Origin of the sequence: Mucilaginibacter sp. (assembly GCF_036383575.1) — a bacterium.
Taxonomy (GTDB): domain Bacteria; phylum Bacteroidota; class Bacteroidia; order Sphingobacteriales; family Sphingobacteriaceae; genus Mucilaginibacter.
The window spans coordinates 1-13,836 of record NZ_DASVOB010000877.1; the positions used below are offsets into that span (position 1 = coordinate 1).

Sequence of the window (13,836 nt, forward strand, 5' to 3'; positions counted from 1 at the left end):
ATTTATAAGCCTCTCATACTCAAAATTGTAACGAAAATGTAGGTTTTGCGCTATTGGCAAAAAAAAACGGATAAATATTTCGCTGTTAACGGATAAAGCAATACTTTTGCAACCCCAAAACAGTTAAGTATTTATAAAATAAAATTAAGTAAATAAGATATGACTAAGGCAGAAATTATAACTGAAATCTCATCAAAGACAGGTATAGAGAAAGTAGACGTGCAGGAAACTGTTGAGGCGTTTTTCAAAGTTGTTAAAAGCTCAATGGTTGGCGGCGAAAATGTTTATGTAAGAGGCTTCGGTAGCTTTGTAGTTAAAAAAAGAGCTAAGAAAACAGCACGTAATATTTCAAAAAATACTGCCATCATTATCCCTGAGCACTTTGTGCCAAGCTTTAAACCGGCTAAAACTTTTGTTGAGAAAGTAAAGTCAGGTAACAAAACCAGCAAAAAATAATTATACGCCATCATGAACAAGAAACAAATAGTCGTTAGTGCAGCCGTAGTTGTTATTATGGGCTATTTGTATTGGTTGCCCGTAAAAGGTTTAGTAAAGCCAAAAGACGATAAAAACGCCAAGCCGACAATGGCCGCCACTGCAGGCGCCACCAAGCCGGTAGCTAACATTACTGTCGATATGGTATCTGCCCCCGCCAAAGCAGCAATTGGGGATGCATTGGCAGCTAAGATAAATGACCTTGAAGCCCAGTTAAAGAAAGCATCAGACGCAGATGCACCAGCTTTGCAAACGCAGCTGGCTAAGCGCTGGGACGATGTTAACCAGCCTGCACCCGCAGCATTCTACTACCAGGCATTAGCCCGTAAAGAAAATAAGGTGCAAGACTGGATAAGCGCAGGTAACCACTTTAATGATGCATATAAACTTACACAGGATACTTTATTGCAGCCCGCTTTTGTAAGCAATGCCGCCGAAGCATTTCAAAATGCTTTGAAAATACAACCCGAAAGCCTTGAAGGTAAAACCGGGTTGGGTATAGCTTATGTAAATGGGGCAGCAGGCCCAATGCAGGGCATAGCCCTACTGCTTGAGGTTGTTAAAAAAGACCCGAAAAATTGGAACGCTAACCTTAACTTAGGTATGTTTGCCATGAAATCGGGTCAGTATGAAAAAGCGGTAGGCAGGTTTAAAACGCTGCTTGCTCAAAAGCAGGAACTGGAACCTACTTTTTATTTAGCCGAAAGCTACAAGCAATTAGGTATGAAAAAGGAAGCTATTGACGCTTACCAGAAATGCAAAGAAATGATGCCTGATCCTGTATTCAGTCAGCGCATTGATGGATATATCAAGGAATTAAATAACTAACACACATTTAAAAATTATTATTATGCCGAGCGGTAAAAAACGTAAAAGACACAAAATGGCTACCCACAAACGTAAAAAACGTTTAAGAAAAAACAGACATAAAAAGAAATAAGCATTTATGTTAAGTCGATAGTACTTAGTCTTAAGTACAAAGTCTTTTTTTTCTTGACTTTAAACTTTCGACTAACCACTTAAGACTAAACATTAATGGTTTTACCTGCCCCATACCGGGGCGGGTAACTTTTTATTTATTAGTGTTTTTTTACCCACTTATTAACACACGGTTTTTACCGTTATAAGAAATGGAGTAGCAATTGATAAAAGAATTAATTATCGATTCATCCCCCAACGGGGCTACCATTGCATTATTACAGGATAAACAACTCGTAGAGCTTCACAAAGAACAGGTAAGCAACAACTATACAGTTGGCGATATTTACCTGGGCCGCATCAAAAAGATCATGCCCAGCCTAAATGCCGCTTTTGTTGACGTTGGCTATGAGAAGGATGCCTTTTTGCATTATCTTGATCTTGGTCCGCAGGTACAAAGCCTGCTTAAACTGACCAAGCAAGTACGTAGCGGGGGATATCAGTCAAAGCTATTGGATGGGTTTAAGCTTGAAGCCGATATCAATAAGGGAGGAAAGATCTCTGAGATATTAACTAAAAACCAGCTTATCCCGGTACAAATAGCCAAAGAACCCATATCAACTAAGGGGCCACGTTTAAGTTCCGACCTGTCAATAGCAGGCCGGTATGTTGTTTTAGTACCTTTTTCGGAAGCTATTTCTATTTCGAAAAAGATAAAAAGCAATACCGAGCGTACCCGGCTCCGTAAGGTAGTTGAAAGTATTAAGCCAAAACATTTTGGCGTTATCATCCGTACAGTTTCCGAAGGTAAAGGGGTTGATGAACTACAGAAAGACCTGCTTGACCTGATCTCGAAATGGGAGCAGTTTATTACCAAGCTGCCTTCTGTTGAGCCTTCAAAAAAGGTATTGGGCGAAATAGGGCGTACATCAACTATCCTAAGGGATATTTTGAACCCCGATTTTCAGCACATTTATACCAATGACAATAGTATGTTCGAAGAGATTCGGTCATACATTCATGAGATCTCGCCCGATATGGAAAATATAGTCCGCCTGCATAAGCACAAGGAACCTATATTTGACCACTTTGGGATCGAAAAGCAAATCAAAGGAGCATTTGGTAAAACCGTGAACCTTGCCGGCGGCGCTTACCTGGTAATTGAGCATACTGAAGCCCTGCACGTTATTGACGTAAACAGTGGTAACCGTACAGCCAGTAAAGAAAACCAGGAAGAGAACGCGTACCAGGTAAACAAGGAAGCAGCCAAAGAAATTGCAAGGCAATTACGCCTGCGCGATATGGGCGGCATTGTAGTGATCGATTTTATCGATATGCACAAACCGCAAAACCGCAAGGAGCTTTTTGATTTTCTGCGTGCCGAAATGCAGTACGACCGTGCCAAGCACACCATTTTGCCTCCGAGCAAATTTGGATTGGTGCAGATCACGCGTCAACGCGTAAGGCCCGAAATGAACATTGTTACCAGCGAGGTTTGCCCTACATGTAACGGTACAGGCACTATCAGGCCAACCATTTTGCTGATGGACGATATTGAAAACAATTTCAATTACATCCTTACCGAGCAAAACGAAAAAGGTATAACTCTGTGCGTGCACCCATATATTGAAGCCTTTATTAAAAAGGGTATCTATAACCGCCAAATGAAGTGGTTTATCAAATATGGCCAATGGATAAAGGTTAAAAGCAACCCATCCTACCAGATCACGGAATTCCATTTCTTCTCATCAAAAGACGAGGAAATTAAACTGTAAAAACTTCAGATGTGCAACTGTTTGAAAAGGGCACAAAATTAAAGATCTTTAAAAAGAGCAGATGTTTGGATGAGCATCTGCTCTTTTTTGTTTACTATCGCTGCCGCAAGGCTGTGCCTTGTGGCAGCATGCTATATGTAAACCATGCATCTACATTAACTAAGCATTCTATAAAGCTGAGCATCTGTACTTAGTGTATTTACCACGAGGCACATCCTTGCGGTAGCGGATGAAAAAAACAAATACATAAAAGATGCATTGTTATAATTCCGTATGTAATTTACATCTCAATAATTTATAAAATGAAGATAGTAATCAGCCTCGCATTTATTTTTCTCTTCTCAATAAATGTTCAATCACAGGAATTATTAGATAAGAGGAAAGCGGCTATTGACAAGTACTCTAAGGCGCAAAATTCAAAGTTAGCTTTTGACAAAATCATTACTGGCATAGGAGATAACCCTTTCCGCATGCTTGTATATACTTTTAACGCAACCCAGGCAGCAAAAAATGGTGTTTATGAAATGACATTTCATTTAGAGGATGGCAAGTGCTTCAGGTATCTTATTGCATATAACTCCAACAACTATAAAGCTCCCCTGATCAGAAAATTTGATGCTCCTGGTTCCGGTCTAAAAAGAGAAAATGAAAAACTGGTTTGGAAAAACAAAAGTAAAAAATTTGAGATCAGTATGGCCGATACTCGTAAAGGTAGCATCCAGGCAGCTATGTTCATGCTGGTGATTAGTAAAATTTGAGGATGCTATACACTTCTGTGGAAGTTTAGCGGCAGGATAACTTCGACCACTTGGATTTATGTTTAGAGATGGTGTAACTTTAACTAATTAGGTTAGATACACGCGCATTGCAAAGTTTTAGAATTTATTTTTGAGATATGGAGACAGTGGATAAAATAAAAAAGATTTTAGAGCCAAACTTCGATGTTTTGACGGTAACGAGATCCGACCCGGATAGCTTAAACGCTGAAGCCTTTATTACCATAGATGCAAAGCGACAGGGAAAACTATATAAACGGGTTTTTAGAGAGACTGAACTTGTACAGTTAAATACAGAAGGTAAGTTAACGGAAACAATAAAGGCTCTTTGCGCTATAATGCTTACATCTGGAGAGTAGATTTACTGGTAGATGTTTATCGATAGCATAATTTCTTGTGCTGACGCGTGCATTAGCCGAAGACGGTTATTACGATGTTTTAGAGAGAATAATAGCTGTATTGCGTTTTATCAATATTTTCAAAGAAATGGATATAATTGTCTTCAATTTTGTCCAAAAAAATCAGACTTCTAATATCTCCAAGAAATTTGATACTTAAGCTATTTACATCAATTATTGCTAATTTGAATCCATTGACAAAAAATTTTCTAACATAAACAGGTGCGTATATGAAGCCATTTTCAAAAAGATAGGGTCCACCAAAGAGATAGCGCTGTATAATGTTATTGTTAATCGATAGCGTACCAATTAGGGGGCTCCCTTGCGATATTTCGTGTAGATTCTGATAAACGATGTGTGTGGTATTGATTAACACATCTTCGTTGAAATCATTAGGCATTTGAAAATTATTGTTCATAATTTATTGAAGTATCGTTTCGCATCACTGGTCGAAGTTTAGCGCAGCGTAACTTCATACTAAACCCCATCCAGGATTTTAGGTCCTTATTATAAATCTATCAATTTTGCTTCCACATGTTGCCTTGATCTCTCGGCGAAAACTATTTTTAAATAATGTTCATCGTCATTATTCCAACTTTTAGCTGCATCAAAAAGCACTTCTAAATAAATCTGAAGTATTTCATCGCTAACTAACGGCATTTGGTTATGAACCGGTACAATTCCTTTCTTAGTTATCCAATGCAAATCACACAAGCAATCATAAACCGCATTCCAGTTATTTCCAAAATATTGTGGAAATTGAAGTACCTCGCTTAGTTTTTTAAATAATTCATTTTCCCCTTCAACATCAAAAAGGTAGCCTACAAATTCTTCTTCATTAGTGTAGGTTCGTGGTTCTTCTAAAAAATTAACACATTTCATGAGGTATTCTGCAGTTGAGACAAGGTTGTGCTTTGTAGTTCGTATACAAGGTATAAATTCTCCTTTTCCAAAACAATCCATTTTCTATCAATAGCAAAAATTCCCGTACTTTACTTCTTCGATGAAATAACTTGCTAACCCATCCTATGCTAAAATATTTCCGGTGGCTTATAGTGATAGCGATATTGTTTTCAGCGGCATCCTGTCGCAAACCCGGCACTGCATCAACCGCCTTTTACTATTGGAAAACCGGCTTCAAACTCAGTGATCAGCAAGCAGACCTACTGAAACAAACCGGTAATAACGCTTACATCCGTTTTTTTGATGTAAGCTGGAACGATAAGCAACAACGCGCTTACCCCAATGCTGTAGTGAAGCTTAATGAAATCCCAGCGGGCTTAAACATCACCCCGGTTATCTACATTACCAATAAAACTTTTGAAAACATTCCCGATACAGCTGTAGCCACCCTTGCCGCACATTGTAATAAGCTAATTAATGAACTGGCCAGCGAAAAGAAGATCAACTATGCCAAAGTACAGGTTGATTGCGATTGGTCGCTTAGTACCCGCATTAAATACTTCAGCTTTCTTGCGGCTTTTAAAAAGCTTAACAAAAAGCAATTGGAAGTCACCATCCGCCTGCACCAGGTTAAATTTAAAGACCGTACTGGGGTACCTCCTGCCGACCGTGGTGTGTTGATGTTTTATAATATGGGTAAACTCAATGCCGGCCTGCATCAGCCCAATTCAATATATAATGAAGAAGACGCCGGTAAGTATGTCGATTATTTAAATAGCTATCCTTTAAAACTGGATATCGCCTTGCCCTTGTTTTCCTGGGCTATCCATATCAGGAATGGGCGGGTGATACAGGTATATGGAAAAATAGGGCGGCGGCAACTTACTAACCGAGGCAGCTTTGAGCAAATTGAAGGGGAAGCTAACTATCGTGCAAAAACAAGCTTTTTTCTGGAAGGAATTTATATCAAACAAAATGATATTTTTAAACTTGAAGAAACGGACGGCAACACTTTGAACGCCGCTGCCAAACAATTAGCGAAGCATTTACCCGACCAAAAACATACAACCATCATATACTATGAGCTGGCCAACATCGATCCTGAAAAATTTAATGAAGAAACAATCAGGCAGGTTTCTGCTCGTTTTTAGCTTTTGTACGCTGGCTATAGCAGGCGTGATCTGGGCCTGCGCCGATTCGGATGATTCCGACTATTCTGTTTTCGCGCCTGAGTATTTCGTTAATAAACAGTACTCGCCATTCTTTTATTCCAGCTATGAGGTTTACTATCACCAGGGCTATGCCGAAAGCAGTAACACGTGGTATAATGGCATCATAGTTGACGAGTGGTACACGCATTTTAACCATCAGTTTTCTGCTGCATCGCTGGAGTTTTTACTGCTGAAAGCAACGCCCGGTCAGGTGGATTCGGTTTACCGGAAATTTACCGGCACCCTAAAAGCGCTACCCGGCAGATATCCCGCGATAAGCACGGGGAATGTTTCGCCCAAAATGTTAAGGGCATTTTATACCTACCTTAAACTGGCTAAAACCTGTGAAACATATGCTGTGAATGACTACGACTCGTGGGAAAAGGTTACCCCCAATCACGCCGCAGGCAATTTGGAGGGCACGCTGGTGGGCGCTTATAATAAAGAAACCGATCCGTTTATTAAACAACGGTTATGGTTTCAAATGGTGCGCTATTATTACTTGGCAAATAACAGCGCCACTAATGGCAAAGCAGTAAAGCTATTTGAGCAGTTTAAAGCACATTTTCCTAAAAATCTTACTTATTACCGCACAATGGGCTATGTGGCCGGCTACTATTATCAGCAAAAAAACTACGCATTATCCAACTACCTGTATAGCCTGTGTTACAATTATACCTATACCCTCAAGATCCCCAGTTACTGGAGCTTTCATCCGCAAAATGAAAGCGATTGGCAGGCAACACTAAAACTGGCAAAAACACCCGAAGAGAAAATTACGCTGTGGCATATGCTGGGCGCTCAATATGACGAAGGGAGGGCTATCAGAGAGATCATTGCCATTAATCCAAAATCTGAAAAGCTCGATCTGCTATTAAGCAGGCTCATTAATATCCGGGAAGCTGGTACTTTACCGGTAGAAACCCCTCCGGTAGACTCGGCACGAAAAGCGGATGCAGGCAACAGGCAGCTTGTTGAAAACATCGCCTTAAAAAATAATACGGCCAAACCCTATTTCTGGAACCTGGCAGCCGGCTACCTTAATTTTTTAGACAGGAACTACACCACAGCCGGTAAGTTTTACGCTGCTGCTAAAAAACAATTACCAGCAGGCGATAAAATGCTTACAGCACAAAGCAAATTGCTTGATATTTTGCTGTATGTTAAAAACCTGAAGAAGATGGACGCCACTGCCGAAGCAAAATTGGTTGAACCCTTAAACTGGCTGGCTAACCTGCGTGACAATAAAATTGAAGTAACTGATTTAAGGTTTAATAACGCGATAAGCGATTGCAACCTTGCCATTTCCAAATTGTATAAAAAACAGGGTGACCATATTAAAACGGTATGCTTTGATAACAGCTACCGCGATTTTTATGCCGATAGCGCGAATGTTACACATCTTATTAACCTGTTGAACAAGCCCGCCAAAACGCCATTTGAACAGGCCATGCTTCGCTATTATCCAACAGAGGCCGACAACCTTTACTATCACCAGGCCATTATGATGGCATACAAGCAGCAAACGCAAAAAGCCATAACATGGCTTAAAAAAATGCAGCCCGATACAACCACGCTTTTGGGTAACCCGTTTAACGGGCGGATGATTGACTGTCACGACTGCGATCATGCCGCGCCGCAAAAGCAAAAATTTACGGCGTTGAGCTTTCTGCAAACACTTAACGATATGGAAACCGAAATTAAAGCCGGCAAAAACGTTTACCGAAATGCTTACCTGGTTGCCAATGCCTATTACAACATTACCTATTATGGCAACGCCCGGACGTTTTATGAGTCGGATGTTGTGATGCCTGGAGCCTTAAGCCGCGATTATTACGGGGATGAAGAGCGAATGGATGACAAACTAACGTCGATGCGTATAGCTATAAAATATTACGAGCTTGCCCGCAAAAATGCCACTATCGACGAGCAACGCGCCCGCTGTACATTTATGCTGAGCAAATGTGCGCTCAATGAAATTTATAACGATCCGGATTTTAAAGGTGCGGATAAATTTGCCGATATAAAAGCGGGCCAGCCGGTAATTGACGCCTATTACAAATATTTTGCCGAGTTAAAAGGTAAATACAACAACACAGCTTACTACAAAGAAGCATTGAAAGAATGTGGTTATTTCAGAGATTACGCGGATAAGAAATAGTTGAGCGAGCATCTATTGATTGCTAATTAATTTAGTAAAAATCAAAATAATCTGCATATTTGCACATCTGTAATCTGCACATCTGAATAATAATGGCCAAATCCAAGATCGCGTACTTTTGTCAAAGCTGTGGCTTTGAATCGCCCAAGTGGCTGGGTAAATGCCCGTCATGCCAGCAATGGAACACTTTTGTTGAAGAGGTGATTGAAAAAGGCAACGCATCGGTACCGGCCTGGAAACCCGCGTCAACGAGTCAGCAGCGGGCCAATAAACCCGTAGCTGTAACGGAGATCACTTACACAGAAGAACACCGCGTACCAACCCCTGATAAAGAGTTTAACCGTGTTTTAGGCGGTGGCATAGTACCCGGCTCACTGGTGCTTATCGGCGGCGAGCCTGGTATAGGTAAATCAACCCTAATGCTGCAGTTGGCACTCAATATGCCTAATCAAAAAGTGCTGTACGTATCTGGCGAAGAAAGTGAACGGCAGATCAAGATGCGGGCCGAAAGGTTGGTGCCCCCCCCGCCCCCTGAAGGGGGTGCTGAAAATGGTGCTTTAACAACTTTGGATCACGCACAGGCTCCCCCGTTAGGGGGCGGGGGGGGCTGCTACGTTTTGGTGGAAACCTCCACCCAAAACATATTTAAACAGATCGAATCGCTTGAACCCGATTTGGTGGTGATCGACTCTATCCAAACGCTGCACTCAGCCCACATTGAGTCAACGCCCGGTAGTGTATCTCAGGTTCGGGAATGTACTGCCGAATTGCTTCGTTTTGCCAAGGAAACCTCGACCCCGGTATTTTTGATAGGCCACATCACCAAAGATGGTATGATTGCAGGCCCCAAGATACTGGAGCATATGGTTGATACCGTATTGCAGTTTGAGGGCGATAGGCACCATGTATACCGCATCCTGCGTACTATCAAAAACCGTTTCGGCTCGGCATCTGAGCTGGGTATTTATGAAATGATGGGTGAGGGGCTGAGGGAAGTATCCAATCCGTCCGAGATCCTGCTCTCGCATCGCGAAACTCCGCTAAGCGGTATAACCATTTCGGCAACCTTAGAAGGTATGAGACCAATGCTAATCGAGACACAGGCACTGGTTAGTGCTTCCGCTTACGGTACCCCGCAGCGTACTGCTACAGGCTTTGATACCAAACGCATGAGCATGTTGCTGGCTGTTCTTGAAAAGCGCTGCGGCTTCAGGCTGGGTGCAAAGGATGTGTTCCTGAATATTACAGGCGGCATCAGGGTTGAAGACCCTGCTATTGATCTTGGCTTGGCAGCCGCCATCATATCATCGCACGAGGATATGCCCATCCCGTTCAAAACCTGTTTTGCCGGGGAACTTGGTCTTTCGGGCGAGATCAGGGCTGTGAACCGGGTTGAGCAACGCATTGCCGAAGCCCAGAAACTTGGCTTTAACCAGATCTTTATTTCCAAATACAATCTCCCGGCCAGTGGCCAGGACAAAAAACGTATGGACCTGTCCCGCTACGATATCGACATTAAGATTGTAAGCAGTATTGAAGAGGTATTTGGATTGTTGTTTGGATAGAATATAAGTTTAAAGCAAAAAGCTCAAGGCTTAAAGCAATTAACTTTTACTTTCCGTTATCTACTTTATTATATAGCGTTTATTAATAGGATCACATGGGGCTACTAATAAACAATGATCATAAAGATAGCTTAAGCGTTGATCACTCTGCTTGTAGCTTTTTTAATCTAAAACTTCAAATTGGTTTTAAGCCAGTTTTGCACATCTTCCTGGCTGGTGATCTCGGCTGGGAGTTTATCATGGATCAGTTTCTCCATTTTATTACCGGTGTTTGCAAAGCGGTAATCCCATATCATCATTAACTTATTGATCAGGTACACCATTTCATTTCCCTCGTTCTTATTAAACGTAGTATGATCAGGCCTGCCATTTACACGCGGATCGTTCTGAATGTAAGTAGTCCATTGATAATCGGTGTAATGTAGGTTTCTTCGGGAGAAAAGGATCATAAGCCAGTGAATTTCTTTAAATGTACGGATAATTAAATGAATGGGGCTGGAATGAGGATTTTAAATAGGGCTACAGGAGCTTTAAGGGCGGGCAAACGTAATTCGATTAATTTGAAAAAAATCATGTAAAAATTTTTCATTTATCATCTTTTGATTTTTAAACCCGATTTCCTGTGGTAATAACATTGATATAAATTTTTTGCCGATTTAATAGTAATTTCAGCGCAGATAATTTAAGTTGATGAAAAAATTACTACTCTTTACCGCTGCCTCGGTGCTGGCGTGCAATGTTATGGCACAGCAGGAGCCGCAAAAAGCTATTTACTATTCCATTTCATTTCCTAACGCGGCCCATCATGAGGCCGAAATAAGTATGACCATTCCCCAGGCACCTACTGGTAATTTCCGGGTAAGGATGAGCCGGTCATCGGCAGGTCGTTACGCAACGCATGAGTTTGGTAAAAATATTTATAATGTTAAAGCTATTGATATTGATGGCAAGGAGTTGCCACTAACGCAAATTGAAGGAGATGTGTACGAGGTGGGAGATCACCCCGCTACTGTAAAAGTAACCTACACCCTTTTCGGCAATTGGACCGACGGTACCTACGCTTCAATCGACCCCAGTCATGCCCACCTGAATATGCCTGCCACTTTTATGTGGGTAGTAGGGCAGGATAAACGCCCGCTTACATTTGAGTTTAATGACCTGGATAAATACGGCTGGAAAGTTGCTTCACAGCTTAAACATGAAGGCTCAAGTGTTTACAGCGCACCAAATCTGCAGTACATGATGGACAGTCCTACTGAACTGTCCAATTACAATGTTAGCACTTGGGAGGTTGTAAATACCGATGGTAAGAAAGAAAAAATAAATCTCACCGTGCACTCAGACGATAGCCAGGCCGTGATCGATAATTTCGGCAAGATGATCCAGAAGCTGGTATTGGAAGAAAAAGCTGTATTTGGCGAATTGCCTACATATGATTTTGGCGAGTATACTTTTGTGAGCGATGTAAACCCTGCCGTATCAGGCGATGGTATGGAGCACCGTAACTCCACTTCCATAACTATTCCTGCGCCCAAAGTTGAAGGCTTTGAAAACAACCTGATGGGGGTGTTCTCTCACGAATATTTCCATAGCTGGAATGTAAAACGCATCCGCCCAAAATCATTGGAGCCATTTAACTTTGAACACGCCAACATGAGCAGCGAGCTTTGGTTTGCCGAAGGTTTCACCCAGTATTATGGTGAACTGCTGCTTACCCGTGCCGGTTTTGTTACGCTTGATGATTATACCAAAACCCTTGCCGGTTTGGTTAACCAGGTATTGAATACCCCGGCTGCGGCTAAATATTCGGCTGCACAAATGAGCCGCTATTCGGTTTTTGCTGATGCAGGTGTATCTATTGACCCTAACAATAATGTTAACGATTTTACCAGCTATTATACCTACGGTGGTGCTATTGCATTAGCGCTTGATCTTCGCTTGCGCAGCGATTTTAACATCACGCTTGATGATTATATGCGTGCTGTTTGGCTTACACGGGGTAAAGTAATGAAGCCGTATACTATCCCCGATCTGCAAAGCGATTTGGGTAAAGTAACCAACAATCCCAAATTTGCTGCCGATTTCTTTAAGCGCTACATCACCGGAACCGATAAGAATAATTATGAAGAACTGCTGGCTAAAGCTGGTTTAGTGCTGCGTAAAATACAACCGGGTAAAGGCTGGGCTGGTCCGCTGGCTGCTACACCGGGCCGCGGTCGTGCAGGGCAGGTACGTGCTGCTGATGCCGAAGGGTTACCAATACTTTCAAGCACAACCATTGGTACGCCGGTTTATAAGGCTGGCCTTGATGCAGGTGATGTGATCCTGAAAGTTGACGGAAAAGATGTTAAAGACCAGAAAGGATTTAGCGATATTATTGCCGATAAAAAGCCGGGTGATAAGGTTACTGTAAACTATAAAAACCGTGCTGGTGCCCATGAAACCACTATGACCCTTGAAGAAAATCCCAATTTTGAGGTCGTGACCTTTGAAAAGGAGGGCAAGCAGTTAAGTAAAGAGCAGGAAACATTCCGTAACAATTGGCTGCAATCAAAAGTCAAATAATTATGAAAAAGATATCAATAGTAACAGCGGCATTATTAAGTGTTTCGGCTTATAGCTTTGCACAGGATGTAAATAAGCTGATCAGTAAAGACGATGTAACCCGGATCATCAAAACGCTTTCGGCCGATGATATGCAGGGCAGGGCGACTTTTACACCCGGCATTGAAAAGGCGGCAACGTTTATTGAAAGCGAATATAAAAAGGCAGGCCTTAAGCCTATGGAGGGGAATACCGGGTACCGTCAAAATTTTACGATGGTGCGTTCAACCCCTGTGAGCTTAACTGCAAGCATCAACGGTAAAACTATAGCAGCCGATAGCGCGTTTGCAAGCAGTACGGATTCGTTTAAATGGGCAAGTGATAAAGATGTGCAGATAGTTACTGTTGGGCCTGATAAAAATTTCAGAACTGAATATAGGGCGGTTTTGCAGAGCGGTAAGAAAACGCTTTTGCTTGTCGATCCTAAGTTTAAAGATTTGTTTAGCAGGATTAAGTCGTACTTAGGAGCCGGCAGTACAAATTTTAAAGGTAAAGTAAAACAGCCATTGGTATTTGTATTAGGCAAGTTTGATAATGCTGCTTCGTTTGATGTTAACTGCGACATAAAAAACGAGGAATTGCCGTTGTTTAACGTTGCCGGTATTATTCCGGGTAAGACCAGGCCCGATGAATATGTTATATTTTCTGGGCACTATGATCACCTGGGGATTATCAAACCTGATAAACCCGGCGTAACTGATAGCATTGCCAATGGCGCGGATGACGATGCCTCGGGCACAACGGCTGTATTAAGTCTGGCCAAATACTATAAAAAATTGAACAACAATGCCCGTACGCTCATTTTTGTGGCATTTACTGCCGAAGAAATTGGCGAATATGGTTCGCAATATTTTGCAAGGCAGGTAGATGCAGATAAAGTAGTTGCCATGTTCAATATTGAGATGATAGGCAAGGCTTCAAAATTCGGCACCAACTCGGCGTTTATTACCGGTTTTGAAAGATCAGATTTTGGCAAGATATTACAGAAGAACCTGGAAGGTACAGCTTTTAAATTTTACCCGGACCCATA

General features: G+C 41.8%; 11 protein-coding genes. 9 read left to right on the top strand and 2 right to left on the bottom strand.

The features are described 5' to 3' along the window. Nucleotides 1-159: 159 nt before the first annotated feature. The 4 genes from VF500_RS30775 to VF500_RS30790 all read left to right on the top strand — a co-directional run bounded on the left by VF500_RS30775 (nt 160) and on the right by VF500_RS30790 (nt 3,946). Nucleotides 160-456 (top strand): HU family DNA-binding protein, encoded by a 297-nt coding sequence (locus VF500_RS30775; protein WP_090534644.1) that lies wholly within the window; start codon nt 160-162, stop codon nt 454-456. A 12-nt stretch (nt 457-468) separates the two neighbouring features. Further along, the gene (locus VF500_RS30780) at nt 469-1,323 is read left to right on the top strand and encodes a tetratricopeptide repeat protein (RefSeq protein WP_330863317.1); all 855 of its coding nucleotides are present in this window, start codon (nt 469-471) and stop codon (nt 1,321-1,323) included. Nucleotides 1,324-1,637: 314 nt separating this feature from the next. Next, complete coding sequence (locus tag VF500_RS30785) at nt 1,638-3,188, top strand: Rne/Rng family ribonuclease (RefSeq protein ID WP_330863318.1); 1,551 nt, start codon at nt 1,638-1,640, stop codon at nt 3,186-3,188. 302 nt (nt 3,189-3,490) lie between these two features. Beyond that, complete coding sequence (locus VF500_RS30790) at nt 3,491-3,946, top strand: hypothetical protein (RefSeq protein ID WP_330863319.1); 456 nt, start codon at nt 3,491-3,493, stop codon at nt 3,944-3,946. Nucleotides 3,947-4,869: 923 nt separating this feature from the next. On the opposite strand, the gene VF500_RS30795 is transcribed toward VF500_RS30790, so the two are convergent. Beyond that, complete coding sequence (locus VF500_RS30795; protein ID WP_330863320.1) at nt 4,870-5,244, bottom strand: barstar family protein; 375 nt, start codon at nt 5,242-5,244, stop codon at nt 4,870-4,872. A 146-nt stretch (nt 5,245-5,390) separates the two neighbouring features. Here VF500_RS30795 and VF500_RS30800 point away from each other — a divergent pair, with 146 nt between their 5' ends. The 3 genes from VF500_RS30800 to radA all read left to right on the top strand — a co-directional run bounded on the left by VF500_RS30800 (nt 5,391) and on the right by radA (nt 10,202). Continuing rightward, a complete protein-coding gene (locus tag VF500_RS30800; protein WP_330863321.1) occupies nt 5,391-6,416 on the top strand; it encodes a hypothetical protein in 1,026 nt (341 codons plus the stop codon). Beyond that, a complete protein-coding gene (locus VF500_RS30805; RefSeq protein ID WP_330863322.1) occupies nt 6,379-8,637 on the top strand; it encodes a hypothetical protein in 2,259 nt (752 codons plus the stop codon). Before VF500_RS30800 ends, VF500_RS30805 begins: the two co-directional genes overlap by 38 nt. Nucleotides 8,638-8,729: 92 nt before the next feature. Beyond that, complete coding sequence (gene radA, locus VF500_RS30810) at nt 8,730-10,202, top strand: DNA repair protein RadA (RefSeq protein ID WP_330863323.1); 1,473 nt, start codon at nt 8,730-8,732, stop codon at nt 10,200-10,202. 167 nt (nt 10,203-10,369) lie between these two features. Here radA and VF500_RS30815 read toward each other — a convergent pair whose 3' ends face one another. Continuing rightward, on the bottom strand, nt 10,370-10,651 hold the full coding sequence (locus VF500_RS30815) for a hypothetical protein (protein WP_330863324.1): 282 nt from the start codon (nt 10,649-10,651) through the stop codon (nt 10,370-10,372). A 241-nt stretch (nt 10,652-10,892) separates the two neighbouring features. Here VF500_RS30815 and VF500_RS30820 point away from each other — a divergent pair, with 241 nt between their 5' ends. Beyond that, on the top strand, nt 10,893-12,767 hold the full coding sequence (locus tag VF500_RS30820; protein WP_330863325.1) for a M61 family metallopeptidase: 1,875 nt from the start codon (nt 10,893-10,895) through the stop codon (nt 12,765-12,767). Nucleotides 12,768-12,769: 2 nt separating this feature from the next. Next, nucleotides 12,770-13,836: M20/M25/M40 family metallo-hydrolase (locus VF500_RS30825; RefSeq protein WP_330863326.1), on the top strand; the 1,067-nt coding region annotated here is incomplete at its 3' end.

Bases quoted from the DNA above. Each gene is read 5' to 3' on its own strand.
- VF500_RS30775 (WP_090534644.1), top strand. From the start codon at position 160: ATGACTAAGGCAGAAATTATAACTGAAATCTCATCAAAGACAGGTATA.
- VF500_RS30780 (WP_330863317.1), top strand. From the start codon at position 469: ATGAACAAGAAACAAATAGTCGTTAGTGCAGCCGTAGTTGTTATTATG.
- VF500_RS30790 (WP_330863319.1), top strand. From the start codon at position 3,491: ATGAAGATAGTAATCAGCCTCGCATTTATTTTTCTCTTCTCAATAAAT.
- VF500_RS30795 (WP_330863320.1), bottom strand. From the start codon at position 5,244: ATGAAATGTGTTAATTTTTTAGAAGAACCACGAACCTACACTAATGAA.
- VF500_RS30800 (WP_330863321.1), top strand. From the start codon at position 5,391: ATGCTAAAATATTTCCGGTGGCTTATAGTGATAGCGATATTGTTTTCA.
- VF500_RS30805 (WP_330863322.1), top strand. From the start codon at position 6,379: ATGAAGAAACAATCAGGCAGGTTTCTGCTCGTTTTTAGCTTTTGTACG.
- radA (WP_330863323.1), top strand. From the start codon at position 8,730: ATGGCCAAATCCAAGATCGCGTACTTTTGTCAAAGCTGTGGCTTTGAA.
- VF500_RS30815 (WP_330863324.1), bottom strand. From the start codon at position 10,651: ATGATCCTTTTCTCCCGAAGAAACCTACATTACACCGATTATCAATGG.
- VF500_RS30820 (WP_330863325.1), top strand. From the start codon at position 10,893: ATGAAAAAATTACTACTCTTTACCGCTGCCTCGGTGCTGGCGTGCAAT.